Here is a 14,272-nt window from a genome sequence, read left to right on the forward strand (position 1 = left end):
CTTTAAGTGAATTTTTAAAATTTAATGTATAATCTCAAATCAAAATTTCAAAAGGCGGCGCGTTGAAAAATCCCTTCCTATCGCTTAAATACTCAAATTTTAGAATTTATTGGATCGGGATGAACCTCTCGCTGATCGGTTCTTGGATGCAAAGCGTCGCACTGCCGTGGCTAGTGCTAAGCATCACCGCAGACGCTTTTAAGGTCAGCCTCGTAGCTGCGGCGAGGTTCTTGCCCGCGCTACTTTTCACGCCGTTTTCCGGTGTACTGCTCGATAAGTTTAATCGCAAAAAGATCCTTTTACTCGCTCAAATAGGCATGGCGGTGACCGCCTCAATTTTCGCGGTTATGAGCTTTTGCGAGCTATATTCTTTCGGCAAAATTTTATTTTGCGCTTTTGTAAGTGGCATCTTTACCAGCATGGACGCCCCGAGCCGTCAGTCGATGGTAAAAGACCTCATCGACTCGCCCCGCGATCTAGCCAACGCCATAGCGTTAAATTCTATGTCCTTTAACGTCGCTCGTATTGCAGGACCCGCACTTGCGGGGATCGTGATGGCGCTGTGGGGCGTGGGCTTTTGCTTTTTATTCAATGCACTTAGCTTTTTAGGCATCATTGTTTCGCTGTTTTTCATAAAAATTCCGACATCCGCTACTACGCTATCTAGCAGAAGCGGAGGCGTTTTTGCCTCGATTGGTGCTGGAATTTCGTATGTCTTGCACAAAAAAATTCTAAGCGAGCTAATGATAATAGTGCTTATCGTAGCGACGCTGGTGCCAAATTACAATGTAACGATCTCGGCGCTTGTTAAGCTTAGCCTAGACGCGGATGAGCGAAGCTTTGGATATTTGATGTCGGCTCTGGGCGTGGGAGCCTTTTGCGGCGCGCTTTTCGTAGCAGTCTTTGATAAACTCGGTATTCGCAAAATCAGATCGTGCGCGATCGCTATGGGGATAAGCTTAGCTCTTACTGGGGCTGCGAATTCCTTCGCATGGGCTGCAGTAGGGCTTGCCGTAACTGGGTTTCTTTTCGTAATCACAAACTCAAGCATTAACTCCACCGTGCAGATACACGTAAGCAACGAATTTCGCGGGCGCGTGCTTAGCTTATACGCGCTATTTTTAATAGGTAGTACGCCATTTGGAGCGCTCATATCGGGTTTTTTTACCGAGCTACTGGGCGCTCGCGTAGCCCTTGCGATCTGCGGCGCAATTAGCATTTTGCTACTGCTAGCGCTATTTTATGGCTTTAAAATACGGCGCAGGACGCATTTTATCTTTTGAGATAAAGTCTAAGCCAAAAGCTGCATTATCAAAATTAACCTTATTTTTACGATGAAGCCTTAGAATTCCTACCGAAATTTAAAGGTAAGGAGTTTTTATGAATAGACGAAATTTCTTAAAAAGCACCGCCGCAATCGGCACGCTAGCGACGTTAAATCTAAATTTAAACGCTAGCGCGGTTACAGGCGGGACGGAAAAGAAAGTCGCCAGCGTCTGTGAGATGTGCTCCTCGCGCTGTCCTATCGAGGTGACCGTCAAAGACGGCCGCGGCGCTCTCATCGAGGGCAACCACAGGTTTGCAAACAAAACCTCCGTCTGCGCTCGCGGTGGAGCGGGCATCAATCAGCTCTACGACGATCAAAGGCTCATTAAGCCGCTCATTCGCGTAGGTGAGCGCGGCGAGGGCAAATTTAAAGAGGCGAGCTGGAACGAGGCGCTTAAAATTTGCGCGCAGAAGCTTGGCGAGATTTCGCAAAAATACGGCCCGCAAAGCGTAGTTTTTACCTCCAAAACGGGCGAACACCACACTCAGATGATGAATTTCGCCTGTGCCTACGGTAGCCCGAACATCTACTCGCACTGGTCCTGTTGCCCGGTCACCTACAATATCGCCGTGCCGCACACCTTCGGCGCTAATATGCAAAGAGACTACGGCGACGCAAAATACATCGTAAATTTCGGCCACAATCTCTTTGAGGGCATCGACATCTCAAAAACCAAAAAGCTCGCAAAAGCCGCAAGTAGAGAGGACGTAAAGCTTTTGGTGCTTGATCCGCGCTTTAGCGTCGTAGCTTCCAAGGCCGACGAGTGGCTGCCGATAAAGCCGGGAACCGACGCGGCGTTTTTGATGGCGCTGATTCACGTCTGGCTGCGCGATAACAAATACGACAAAAAATTTATCGAACAATACGCCGTGGGGCTAGAGGAATTAAGGCAGTCCGTGAAAGATACGACTCCGCTTTGGCAGGAGGCCATCACGGGCATCAAAGCGGACAAGGTAGAGCGCATCGCAAATGAAATTTACGCCGCAGCTCCCGCAGTCGTAATCGACTGGGGTCACAAAACCACGACTGCCAAGGCCGAATATATCCGCACGCGCGCCATCGCGATCGCAAACGCGCTGATGGGAAACGTCGAGAAAAAGGGCGGAATTTACTTCTCTAAAGATTCCAAAACCTTCAACGCGCTTTGCAAAGAGGATCTATTCCCTACCATCTCGAACCCGGATAAAAATTTTAAAATTCCAAAGACCGCGCGTATCGACGGCTGCGGCGAAGAAGGTAGCGAAAATTTCTTCGTGCCACGCAAACACGGCGTTTTGATGCAGATTGCGCCTACGATTTTAAGCGAAAAACCATATCCTGTAAAAGGCTGGGTCAGCACGCGCTTTAACCACCTCATCAACGTTGCGGGCGTGGATAAGAGCGTAGAGGCGATCAAAAAGCTGGACTTCGTGCTCGCAATCGACGTGTATATGAGCGACTTCGCGTGCTTAGCCGACGTGATCTTGCCCGAATCCACGTATTTGGAGCGCGACGAGTCGATTCAAAACAAAGGCGGCACCGCGCCTGGATTTGTAATGCGAAACAAGGCCATTGAGCCGGTGGGCGATACGAAGTGCGGCTATGAAATTTTTAGAGAGCTTGCAAGGGTGATGAAGATCGATCAGGACTACACCTGGAACAACATCGACGAATACCGCATGCAGCAAGCCAAAGGCAACGCCGAGCTGATCGCAAATTTAATCAAAAACGGCTACGTAAGCTACAAAGTGCCGAAGTTATACTACCGAGAGCCGAAGCTCGTGGCTAAATTTATCGATAAATATCCTGCCGCGGCGGAGTTCGTGGACGAAAACGGCGAGATGAGCTCACAGATGAAATTTAAAACCCCGAGCGGCAAGATCGAGCTTTTCGCGCCGAAAGTGGAGGAGCTTTTCGCGGGATACGGCTGCTTAAACACCGAGGGTATGGACGTATTCGGCGGACACAAATACTGCCTAATGACCGGCAAGACCGCGCTTCATACCAACGGTCATACTCAAAATGTCAAAATTTTAAACGATATGATGAGCGAATCGCCGGTTTGGATCAGCCCAGCTTCTGCAAAAGCGGAGGGGCTAAAGACGGGCGATATCGTGAAGCTCAAAAACAAATTCGGCGAGCAAAAGGCTAAAATTTTCGTCACGCAAGGTATCAGAGACGATTGCCTATTTTTATACCACGGCTTTGGGCACGTAAGCCCCGGGCTAAAGCGCACGAACGGCATAGGCACCAACCAAAGCGTCCTTCTCGATCCCGCTGCGGGTCCTGTGGTAAGCACGATGGTAACCAACGTCGGCGTCGATATAGTTAAAATTTGAAAGGGGCGGTTATGAAAAAACTCATAATGATTCACGACGAAAATTTATGTATAGGCTGCCAAGCCTGTTCGGTTGCGTGCAGGAACGAAAACGGCGTACCGAGCGGCGTTTATAGGCTGCAAGTGCACGGCAAAACAAGCGGCATTTTTCCAAGCTTAAAACTCGATTATTCGCGCGCTAGCTGCGTTATGTGCGAGGATAGCCCTTGCGTGGACGTCTGCCCTACGGGAGCGAGCTTTAAAACCAAAGACGGCGTAACGCTCATAGACGAGAAACTTTGCGTCAGCTGCAAATACTGCATCCTGGCCTGTCCTTACGACGCGAGATTTGTAGATCCCGTCACGCACGCTATCGGCAAATGCACCTTTTGCTACACTAACCGCACTAGCAAAGGCTTACAGCCCGCCTGCGTAAGCGTGTGCCCAACAGATGCTTTAACTTTCGGCGACGTAAATGACGTAAATTCCGAGGTAAGCAAGCTGCTAGCCAAAACGAGCGTAGAATATCCCAAAGCGTATCTAAACACCAAGCCGCGTCTAGCGAATATCAAAAACAAAAAAGGAGGACGCTATGAATAATATGTGGGGCGATATGAGCCAATACTCTGAAATTTACTGGCCTTGGCCGATTGCGATTTATCTATTTTTGGCGGGTCTTAGCGCGGGGGCGACGATGGTGGCGCTTTTAGTTAAATGGAATCGCCACGAAAGCGAGCAAAATTCAATCTGGGATGCGATGATTAGAGCAGGTGCGATCACGGCGCCGCTTACGATCTGCGCGGGGCTTTTGCTCTTGATCTTTGATCTGGGCAAGCCGCTTACTTTCTATCTTTTGCTGATCAAATTTAACTTCGGCTCAGTGATGAGCCTCGGCGTGGCGGCGCTTTTAATCTACGTGCCGCTTAGCTTCGTATTTGCGCTGTGCGTCTTCGGCGAGGAAATTTGCAAATTTAAACTACTTGCGTTTTTGCGACCTATCGTAAATTTACTAAGCTCGTTTGCCAAAGCTTCCAAACTCTTCGAGCGAATTTTGTTTATCCTTGCTCTTTGCGTAGGCGCATACACGGGCTTTTTGCTAAGCGCGGTGATGAAAATTCCGCTTTGGAATACTCCGGTGCTGCCGATTTTATTTTTGCTGTCGGGCTTTTCCAGCGGCATCGCGGCGAGCATTTTAGTGGGACTTCTATTTTTTAAAGGCTCGTTAAACAAAGATAGCATAAAATACCTTTTGGTGCTTGATCTGCGCGCGATACTCTTTGAGATTCCGCTTTTATTCATTCTGTTTGTCGGGATGTATTTCGAGGGCGGCACGAGCGCGCTTGCGGCACAGCAGGCTTTGACGCACGAGGTTTACGGTAAAATTTTCTGGATCGGCGTTTTGGGCACGGGGCTCATCGCTCCGATCATCATCGCCTTTACGGCGCTGAAAAATCACGCCTACAAGCCTGCGTTTATAGTTTTAAATTCTTTCGTCGTGCTTTGCGGCGTCATTCTGCTTCGCTACTATATCGTATATGCGGGGCAAATTTGCACGGGAGCGTAGTCTCGCTCCCGATTTAGGGAACGAGTTTGAAAATTTTACTTTTAGAAGACGATTTTGAATACAGAAGCAGCGTAAGTGAGTATCTGCAGGAGCTCGGCTACGAGGTGGACGAATGCGAAAGCGGCGACGTAGCCTGCGATAAGATCGCCGCGAATGCATACCACTTGCTGATTTTAGACATCAAAGTGCCGGAGGTTTCGGGAGAAGAGGTGCTTAGATATGTGCGAAGCCTCGGCCTCAACACCCCCGTGATGATGATGACCTCGCTCGGCGACATCGACGATTTGAGCCAGTGCTACGAGCTAGGTTGCAATGAATATCTAAAAAAGCCTTTCCACCTAGCTGAGCTTAAATTTAGAGTAAGCGAGCTGATGCGAAAGTATTTCGGCGACGAAAAGGGTGCCGTCAAGATCGCGGATAAATTTCACTACTTCGCAAATTTAAAAATTTTAAAGCGCGCAGACGAAGAGATATCGCTAAGCGCCAAAGAGATCAAGATTATAGAATTTCTGCTCGCCAATATCAAAAGATTCGTAAGCGTCGATGAACTCATCGCCGACGTATGGGACGGCGAAGCGGGCAGCGTCGACGTGCGCGTGCATATCAGCAACCTCCGCTCCAAAACGAGCAACGACTTCATCCTCTCCAGCCGCGGACTCGGATATAAGATCAATGCTTAAAGGGTTTAAATTTACGCTTTTTAGCGCGATTTTCATCATCGGCGCCTTTATAAGCGAGAGCCTTTATATAATCTATTTAAATTCCAAAATCGAGGAGAGCGCCGACGTCGCCGAGCTGATACAAAAAAGCGGCGAAGCCCTAGCCGGCACGGATCTGAATCTAAAAGACGAGCTCATCTACGACTACGCGATCCTAAACGCAAACGGCGAAATTTTAAGATCAAACCTAAGCGTGCAGCCGCCCGATTTTGCGTTTATCACGCTGAAATTCGGCGGGCGGGTATTTTTTAAGCGCCACTTTCTGCATGAGGGCAAGCTATATTTTTTCGTCATCTCAAAAAAGATAAGCTATGCAAAGATAGAATTTATCGCGATCTCTACGATCTTTATCACGATTTTCGTAGCGCTCATCATCGCGCTGTTTAACTACAAAATCATAAAAAATTTCTACGCGCAGCAAAGCAACCTCATCAAGGCGTTTTTCAACGACGCGATGCACGAGCTAAAGACCCCTCTAGGCGTCGCGCTCATCAATACCGAGATGCTTGGACTGCGCGATAAACACACCGCGCGCATAAAATCCGCGCTTAAGCAGATGATCATTACTTACGAGGACGTGGAGTACTTCATCAAAAGCGGCAAGATGAGCCTAAAAAGCCGCCGCATCGATATGAGCGAATTTTTGAGCGCTAGGATAAATTTCATCTATCTGGTCGCAAAAAGCAAAAACATAAGCCTGCAATCGCGAATAGCGCCCGACGTGAGCGTTTTCATGGACGAAACCTCGCTGATGCGCCTCATCGACAACACGCTAAGCAACGCCATAAAATACTCGCGCCCCGGTGGCAAGATCATCATCGCGCTAGAAATGGGGGTGAGCATAGCGGTCTTTAGCGTGCAGGACTTCGGCATCGGCATAAAGGATACGAGCGCGATCTGGGCGAGATACTCGCGCGAAAATGCGGCTCTTGGCGGATTCGGCCTCGGGCTAAACATAATCGATAAAATTTGCAAGCGCTACGGAATCGCAAAAAGCGTCAGCTCAAAACCGAACGAAGGCAGCACCTTTTGCTACAAAATTCCGCTGTTTAAGCAGAAGCTTTTAGATTAAAGGCGCGTTAAATTTAGGCGTAAATTTTAAAATTTAGAAGTAGAATTCGCGCGGCTAGGGCTTTTTAAAATTTTGTTTTAGCGTGGCTTTTCAGCCGCCCTTACCTAAACTATCTGCTATATCTTCAGGATTATAACTTACATCATAATCCAAATTTCCGCAATTATCTATATCGCCTATATCTAATCTTGGATATGAATATTTTGATTGTCTAATTTCCGAATTAAACATTTTTTTATCAAGTATCATATTTCTAGCGCTACTATCATAAAAATTGTAATGAAGTATAAAATTATATCCATACGCAATCTTTTTATCTCTTAATATTATTGGATTATCTAATATAATGATACCGCTCCAACCGTTATTTGCTAAAAAGATAGGTTTGTCAAATCCAGCCACCATTCTATTCAAATCAATTTTTAAATATTTTATCGGATTTGTTTTTTTGATTTTTAATTTATCAAATAATAATATATTTCTGGCTTTTTCATCCAAATCTGATCTATATTCAACATCTTTGATTGAGCTATATAAATCTTTATAGTAATTTATTGTCTTTTCTAGCCAATTATCTAAATTTATATCGTCAGCCAATTCGTAATATCCAATTTCAATCTTGCTTTTCATTGACGAACCATATGCATAAATTCTTGCTTTATCCATCTTTTGTTCATCTATTAGTTTCTTATCTAAAAACTGAACTATAACCCTTCTATAGAACTCCTCTTTCGGCAAAATTCTATCCTCTTTTAGGCAGTATCCCTGCTTGTATTTGTTGTAATCGGAAGTAGAAACTACGGCGAAGCCTCGTGAAGTGGAATAATCGGGGATTATACGGATAAATGCGGCGCAGAGTATTATTATAAGAAGTAGCGCTCCAGCTATCGCTTTAAATTTAACGGATTTATAAAATTTCATATCGACGCTCCTTTTAAAATTTAAAATTTCAGCGTAAATTTCCGCGATCTTGCGATCAAATTTAAAACGTCCTCTCGCCGCGCCGCGCCGTCACCGCGACAAAGTAGCTAAGAGCTGCAAGCGCCTAAATTTAAATCCCGCCGCTAGCCTTCGCGGTGCAAAATTATATAGCCCAGCTTCGTGCCGTTTTCGTCTGAAAATGCCCTCACGTAAAAATAATGCCCGTCCTTTTTGATAAAACTCTGCGCCCCAAAATCAAGCGTCGCCAAAATCGACAAAACGTCGTAATCCGGCGCGCTATTTACGACGATAAAGTCCTTGATAACGCCTATTTTATCGTAGAAACAATCGGTCTCAAACCTCTTATCTACGAGGATAAAAATATCGTTTCCCATGCGGTTGATCTGCGCGATGACGTGCTCGAAATCGAGCATTATCTCAGCGCTTCCGATAAATTTGCCCTCGCTAAAAACCGGCGAAATTCCGCGCATGAAAACCCCGCACCGCCCCATCTCGACGAGCGCTTTGGGAAGCAAGCTTTGACGGATCTGCAAAAGCGAATGGCGAAACGAGCTCAGATCGTCGTTGTAAAATTCGTCGCTCCAGCTCCTAGCCAGGCTTCTGGTGTTTTGCGTATGAAAATGTATCTTCACGCCCGTGTAGAAGGGCACCGCGCTTAAAATATCTTTGTATTTTTTCGTCACGTCCATGCACTCGCCGTGTTTACCGCTTTCGAAGCAGCGCACCACGTCGCTATTCTGCGACAAAATCAGCGAGATCGCAAAGGCGTTTAGCTTCTCTTCGTCCACGATCTTTTCAAACAGGCTCGCGCTAAAATCGAATTGCTGCTTGATTTTTATCTCGTTTTCCTCGCTTTTAAAGCGCAGATAAAATGCAAAGGTGGCGCCGCAGCAAGCAAGTGCGAAAAGGCTTAGGTATTTTTTGGATCGCGCGCCTATCATCTGAATTCCATCTTTAAATTTGCCGCTAAAATTTCTGCGAATTCGCTAAATTCCGGCAGATGGAGCTTGGCCTTGCGCATCTTTTTGCCCCAGACGGACTCTGGGAAAAAGCTGTCGTTTTTAAAGCGCGCTTGGACGTGAAAATGCACGCGCGGCACGTAGTTGGCGAAGCTTGCGATGTTGATCTTATCGGGCGCGTAAAACTCCCGCAGGCTCTTTTCGCACTGAAGCACGGCGCGCCACAGATGCGCCAGCGTCGCCTCGTCGCAGTCGCTAAGCTCCTTAAATTTTGCCTTCGTAAAGACCTTCACCCACGGCACTTCGTGCTCCTCGCGCTCCACGTAAATCATCTCGTCTTCGTAAATCATCGCTTCTCCTTGAAAATGGAATTTTAATGCAAAGCCCATTAAAGCTCGGTAAATTCCTCTTACATAAATGATATACTAAGATACATTAATTAAATATATCTATAAAATCTCGATATATTCGTGATTTTTATGCTATAATTCTATTCTTTAAAAGGAATATATATGAAATCAGTTTGGGTAATGATCCTATGCGCCGCGGCGATTTTGATGATTACGATGGGCATTCGTATGTCATTAGGTCTTTTCGTACAGCCCATAATGCAAGCAAATTCCCTATCCATCGCACAAGTAAGCTTTGCGATGGCAACTACGCAGCTGGTATGGGGCTTTTCGCAACCGCTTAGTGGGATACTTGCAGACAAGCTCGGTGCCTACGTCGTGCTGTTTTGGGGCAGCGTGCTTTTGACGATTAGTTGCGCTCTTGTGCCGTTATTTAGCAGCGAAAGCTCGCTTGTATTAACGATGGGTTTTGGGCTTGCACTGGGGCTTGGCGCAGGTAGTTTTCCAATTCTAATGAGCCTAATGGCAAAGCGCCTGCCATTTTCTATCCGCTCGGTTGCTAGCGGAGTGCTAAATGCAGGCGGCTCGTTCGGGCAGTTTTTATTTGCGCCAATGATAGGGTTTTGTATCGCAACGCCTGCCTTAGGATACGGCGGCGCATTTTTTACGCTCGCAGGGCTTAGCTTGCTAATTCTGCCGCTTGCGAGGCTTTTAGCAGGCAGTAAAATTCTATTTGGCGAACAGACCAGCCTGCATGAAGAAGATAAGCGCAGCTTAGGCGAAGTTCTGCGTTTGGCACTGCGCGATAAAAGCTATATTTTGATAAATTTAAGCTTTGCTACGTGCGGTTTTCACGTAGCGTTTTTAGTGACGCATCTGCCTAGTGAAGTAGCACTAAGCGGGCATGGCGCGCAGGTAGCGTCCTTTTCGCTCGCACTGATTGGTATCGCTAACATCGTAGGCAGCTTATTCGTAGGTTGGTGTGTTTCCAAAGTGCGCTGTAAAGTCATTTTATTTTGCATATATACCCTGCGTATCGCTCTTATTGGTGCTTATGCGCTCTCGCCCAAAGATAGTCTTACGTTTTATATCTTCAGCGTGGGATTAGGATTTACCTGGCTAGCGACCGTACCGCCTACTGCAGCTGCCGTAGGTAAGCTATTAGGGACGCGATATTTAGCAAGCCTATTTGGATTTACGATGCTTTCGCATCAAATCGGTGGATTTTTTGGCGCATATATCGGGGGTCTTGCGGTACGGGCATACGGCGCGTATGATTATATGTGGTATTTGGATATGACGCTAGCAGCTATTGCAGCTCTGCTAAGCCTGCCTGTGCGTGAAGCTAAGATGAAGCACGTTAAATTTTAAAAATTTTATGGGATTTTGAAATTTACGGACGGAATTTTCGCAAAATTTTGCAAGCTAAATTACGACAGAATTTTGAAAATTTTAAAATTTATCGGATTTTATGTTTCGCACGATGAAATTTCACTTTAGCTTTAAAATTCCGTTGCAATAATGCGATAAAATGCAAAATCCGCTCATGCTTTCAAATTTAGCCGAGAGGGGCTTTTAAATTTTATAGAATTTTGAAATTTTAAAATTTCGGCTCGCACAGCATTTTAAGAGCCGGCGCGAGAGCCTCTGCAAAGCCCATAAATTTTTCAAATTCCTCCGCGCTAAGCTCTGCGTTAAACTCCGCTCCCGCAGCGCCGAAGCTCGCCTCATAAACAAAACCCGATTTTTTTAAAAAATGTTCAAATTTAGCCACCGCCGCAAACGGCACGAAAAATATGCACTTCTTACGCAGCACGAATTCCACTAGCTCTGCGGCGTCCGCAGCGGCGTCTATCGCGGCATTTGCGCTACTAGCGTATGCGCGCACGAGCCCGCCGGTACCTAGCTTGATGCCGCCGAAGTAGCGCACCACGAGCACCGCGGCGTTAATCAGGCTGACGCCGCGAAGTGCGTTTAGACACGGCGCGCCCGCAGTCGATTTGGGCTCGCCGTCGTCGCTTGAGTTTTCTACGATCTGCCCGGGCTCGTTCAGCGCGCGATATGCCCAGACGATATGCCGCGCCTTGGGGTGTTGCTGCCGCAGCCGCGCACGCAGCGCCTCAAAGCTCGCTAGCGGCGCGAGATAGGCGATGAAGCTTGATTTTTTGATCTCCTGCGCGGCGCTGATCTCTTTTTCAATCGTTTTCAAGGCTTTCCTTTGCGGAATTTTATCTTTTTTGCATTATAATAAAAGTTCAAAAAAAGATCAAAGGAGCTTCATGATCCAGACTTGTTTATTTCCCGCGGCGGGCTACGGCACGCGCTTTTTGCCCGCGACCAAATCGCTACCAAAAGAGATGCTTCCGATCCTTACCAAACCGCTCATTCACTACGGCGTGGACGAGGCGCTGGAGGCGGGCATGGACAATATGGCGTTCGTCACGGGTCGCGGCAAGCGCGCTCTGGAGGATTATTTCGACCGCAGCTACGAGCTGGAGGATCAAATTTCAGGCAGCAGTAAGGAGTATCTGCTCGACGAGATCAGAGCGCTTATGAAGCGCTGCACCTTCTCTTTTACGCGCCAAGAGCAGATGAAGGGGCTCGGCAACGCGATTTATACGGGTAAAATTTTAATCCGCGACGAGCCTTTCGGCGTGGTGCTCGCAGACGATCTGTGCGTGAACGAAAACGGCGAGGGCGTACTTGCGCAGATGGTTAAAATTTACGAAAAATACCGCTGCAGCGTCGTTGCGGTGATGGAAGTGCCGCCGCAGGACGTAAACAAATACGGCATCATCGCAGGAAAGAGCATCAGCGACGATCTAATAATGGTCTCGGATATGATTGAAAAGCCCGAGCCCGGCGAGGCTCCGTCGAGCTTAGCCATCATCGGGCGCTACATCCTAACACCTAATATTTTCGATCTCATCGAGCAGACGGCGCCCGGTAAAAACGGCGAGGTGCAGATCACCGACGCGCTTTTAAAGCAGGCTCAAAACGGCGTGGTGATCGCGTATAAATTTAAAGGCGCTCGCTTTGACTGCGGCTCGGTAAAAGGCTATGTGGAGGCGATCAAATATTTCTACGAGCGAGAATTCGGCGATGGTAAAAAATGAGCTGTTTTTCCCGCCGGCAAAAGAGGGCGCGCTAGAGGAGATAGCGGCAAAGATCCGCGCCGAATACGAAAGCGGCGAGATAGGCTACTACCGCCTGCCGCAGCAAGGCGCAGACGTAATAGCGCAGGCGCAGGAATTTTTTAGCGCACGAAGCTACGATGGGGTCGTGCTTTTGGGCATCGGCGGCTCCAGCGTGGGCGTGCGGGCACTTTATGAGATGTTGCGCCCGAGCGTAAGAAAGAATTTGCGCTTTGAAATTTTGGATAATCTCGACGGATACAGTGTAAATCGCGCGCTTGAAGGGTTAAATTTTGCTCGCACGATCTTCATAGTATCCTCCAAATCGGGCGGCACGATTGAAACGATCTCGCTTTTTAAGGTGGTTTTGCAGCGTTTCGGAATTTCAGATTTAAAGACGCTAGCAAAAAATTTCATCTTTATCACCGATGCGGGCTCGCCGCTTGATATCTTCGCGCGCGAGCACGGCGCCTGCGTGATAAATATGCCCGCTAACGTAGGCGGCCGTTTTAGCGTGTTAAGTGCGGTAGGGCTAGTGCCCGCAGTTGGGCTAGGCCTTGATGCAAGCGCGATGCTACGCGGAGCTGCCGTCGCAAAAGAGTGGTATCTGGATGAAATTTTAGCATGCGATCCCGCTAAAATCGCGGAGAATAAAATTCTACGAAAGGCCCATCACTACGCCACGCACAAAAGTGCGAAAATCAACGTCCTTTTTAGCTACGGCGATGCGCTGCGCGCATTGGGCGAGTGGTACGTGCAGCTCTGGGCGGAAAGCCTAGGTAAAAAGATCGGCTTTAGACGCGAGGGGCTTACTCCTGTGGGGCTTGTAGGCTCGCGCGATCAGCACAGCTTCCTTCAGCTCATAATGGACGGCGTAAAGGATAAGACCGTGACTTTCTTAAAGCTCACGGACAACGGCACTACGGACGCGGTACCTAGTATCAGTCTGCAAGGTCTTGAGGGCTGCGACTTCGTAAACGGCATGCGACTGGATGAGGTGCTAAATCTTCAGTGCGATGCTACGCTGCAAGCCGTGCTAAATGAGGGTATCAGCGTCGATCTAATCGAGGTTCCACGGCTTTGCGAACAGAGCGTGGGCGAGCTATTTTACTACTTCGAGCTGCTAACCAGCGCTACTGGAGCAATACTGGGCGTCAGCACTTACGATCAGCCGGGCGTCGAGGTAGGCAAGAGAATTTTAAAATCGCTAGTTTTGAAATCGCGGGATTAGAATTTGCGGCGCTAGCTAGACGGAATTTCGTCGGGCCAAATTTTTACTAAAGCCAGGTTCTACTTGCATCCCATTTTGCTTAGGCAAAATTTTAGAATTTTAAAATTACCGCCGTGAAATTCTGCGCGTAAAATTTACGCCGCGAAATTTTGATTTCGCGCTACGAGCATTTGGAATTTTGTCACAAAATTTCACGGTAGAATTCCAAAATTGTACCGCGAGGCGTAAAAATTTTGCGACTTGCGAGCGCGCAAGGAGATAAAATGAAAATCACAAGGATCGATCACTTCGTCCTAGTTACGGACGATCTGCAAAAATGCGTGGAATTTTACGAAGGGATTTTGGGCTTAGAGCACGTTTGCGAGAGCGGCAAACACAGCCTGCGTTTCGGCTCTTCAAAGATCAATATCCACACCCGCGCGGGCGAGTTTGCGCCGTTTGCGGCACGTCCTATCGCGGGCTCGGCGGATTTTTGTCTCATCTGCGAAGATCAAAGCGCGCAGCAGCTCAAAACGGAGCTTGAAAGCAAAGGGGTGCAAATAGAGCTTGGCGTCGTGCCTCGCACGGGCGCGCACGGCGCTATGCAAAGTATCTATCTGCGCGATCCTGACGGCAATCTCGTAGAGCTCGGCGTATATGAAAACAGCGATGATAGCGCGTAAATTTTGAGATAAAATT

At 47.7% G+C, this 14,272-nt stretch carries 14 protein-coding genes; 10 read left to right on the top strand and 4 right to left on the bottom strand.

The window, feature by feature from the left end; genetic code table 11:
• Window positions 1-62: 62 nt before the first annotated feature.
• The 6 genes from Q0323_RS06075 to Q0323_RS06100 all read left to right on the top strand — a co-directional run bounded on the left by Q0323_RS06075 (window position 63) and on the right by Q0323_RS06100 (window position 6,978).
• Window positions 63-1,283, top strand: coding sequence for an MFS transporter (locus Q0323_RS06075; RefSeq protein WP_298052559.1), 1,221 nt, complete (start codon window positions 63-65; stop codon window positions 1,281-1,283).
• Between the two features lie 97 nt (window positions 1,284-1,380).
• Window positions 1,381-3,645: a thiosulfate reductase PhsA gene (phsA, locus tag Q0323_RS06080; protein WP_298052560.1), complete on the top strand. Its 2,265-nt coding sequence runs from the start codon at window positions 1,381-1,383 to the stop codon at window positions 3,643-3,645.
• Window positions 3,646-3,656: 11 nt separating this feature from the next.
• The gene (locus tag Q0323_RS06085) at window positions 3,657-4,223 is read left to right on the top strand and encodes a 4Fe-4S dicluster domain-containing protein (protein ID WP_298052562.1); all 567 of its coding nucleotides are present in this window, start codon (window positions 3,657-3,659) and stop codon (window positions 4,221-4,223) included.
• Complete coding sequence (nrfD, locus tag Q0323_RS06090) at window positions 4,216-5,187, top strand: NrfD/PsrC family molybdoenzyme membrane anchor subunit (protein WP_298052564.1); 972 nt, start codon at window positions 4,216-4,218, stop codon at window positions 5,185-5,187. Before Q0323_RS06085 ends, nrfD begins: the two co-directional genes overlap by 8 nt.
• 26 nt (window positions 5,188-5,213) lie before the next feature.
• Entirely contained in the window at window positions 5,214-5,867 is a 654-nt protein-coding gene (locus Q0323_RS06095; protein WP_298052567.1) for a response regulator transcription factor, read from the top strand.
• Entirely contained in the window at window positions 5,860-6,978 is a 1,119-nt protein-coding gene (locus Q0323_RS06100) for a HAMP domain-containing sensor histidine kinase (protein ID WP_298052569.1), read from the top strand. The genes Q0323_RS06095 and Q0323_RS06100 overlap by 8 nt, the downstream gene beginning before the upstream one ends.
• Window positions 6,979-7,068: 90 nt before the next feature.
• Here Q0323_RS06100 and Q0323_RS06105 read toward each other — a convergent pair whose 3' ends face one another.
• The 3 genes from Q0323_RS06105 to Q0323_RS06115 form a co-directional block, all read right to left on the bottom strand.
• Window positions 7,069-7,899, bottom strand: a complete 831-nt coding sequence (locus Q0323_RS06105) for a hypothetical protein (RefSeq protein WP_298052572.1) — start codon at window positions 7,897-7,899, stop codon at window positions 7,069-7,071.
• Window positions 7,900-8,042: 143 nt separating this feature from the next.
• Window positions 8,043-8,861 carry a cache domain-containing protein gene (locus Q0323_RS06110; protein WP_298052574.1) on the bottom strand — a complete coding sequence of 273 codons (819 nt, stop codon included), beginning with the start codon at window positions 8,859-8,861 and terminating at the stop codon, window positions 8,043-8,045.
• A complete protein-coding gene (locus tag Q0323_RS06115) occupies window positions 8,858-9,229 on the bottom strand; it encodes an HIT family protein (RefSeq protein ID WP_298052577.1) in 372 nt (123 codons plus the stop codon). Before Q0323_RS06115 ends, Q0323_RS06110 begins: the two co-directional genes overlap by 4 nt.
• Window positions 9,230-9,391: 162 nt before the next feature.
• On the opposite strand from Q0323_RS06115, the gene Q0323_RS06120 reads away from it, so the two are divergent.
• Window positions 9,392-10,600, top strand: a complete 1,209-nt coding sequence (locus tag Q0323_RS06120) for an MFS transporter (RefSeq protein WP_298052580.1) — start codon at window positions 9,392-9,394, stop codon at window positions 10,598-10,600.
• 229 nt (window positions 10,601-10,829) lie between these two features.
• On the opposite strand, the gene Q0323_RS06125 is transcribed toward Q0323_RS06120, so the two are convergent.
• Window positions 10,830-11,438, bottom strand: a complete 609-nt coding sequence (locus Q0323_RS06125) for a YigZ family protein (RefSeq protein ID WP_298052582.1) — start codon at window positions 11,436-11,438, stop codon at window positions 10,830-10,832.
• A 70-nt stretch (window positions 11,439-11,508) separates the two neighbouring features.
• On the opposite strand from Q0323_RS06125, the gene galU reads away from it, so the two are divergent.
• The 3 genes from galU (at window position 11,509) to Q0323_RS06140 (ending at window position 14,256) form a co-directional block, all read left to right on the top strand.
• Window positions 11,509-12,345 (top strand): UTP--glucose-1-phosphate uridylyltransferase GalU, encoded by an 837-nt coding sequence (galU, locus tag Q0323_RS06130; protein WP_298052585.1) that lies wholly within the window; start codon window positions 11,509-11,511, stop codon window positions 12,343-12,345.
• Window positions 12,332-13,594 carry a glucose-6-phosphate isomerase gene (locus Q0323_RS06135; protein WP_298052588.1) on the top strand — a complete coding sequence of 421 codons (1,263 nt, stop codon included), beginning with the start codon at window positions 12,332-12,334 and terminating at the stop codon, window positions 13,592-13,594. The genes galU and Q0323_RS06135 overlap by 14 nt, the downstream gene beginning before the upstream one ends.
• Before the next feature lie 263 nt (window positions 13,595-13,857).
• Complete coding sequence (locus Q0323_RS06140; RefSeq protein ID WP_298052590.1) at window positions 13,858-14,256, top strand: VOC family protein; 399 nt, start codon at window positions 13,858-13,860, stop codon at window positions 14,254-14,256.
• Window positions 14,257-14,272 lie beyond the last annotated feature (16 nt).

Source organism: uncultured Campylobacter sp., assembly GCF_938030145.1.
Taxonomy (GTDB): domain Bacteria; phylum Campylobacterota; class Campylobacteria; order Campylobacterales; family Campylobacteraceae; genus Campylobacter_B.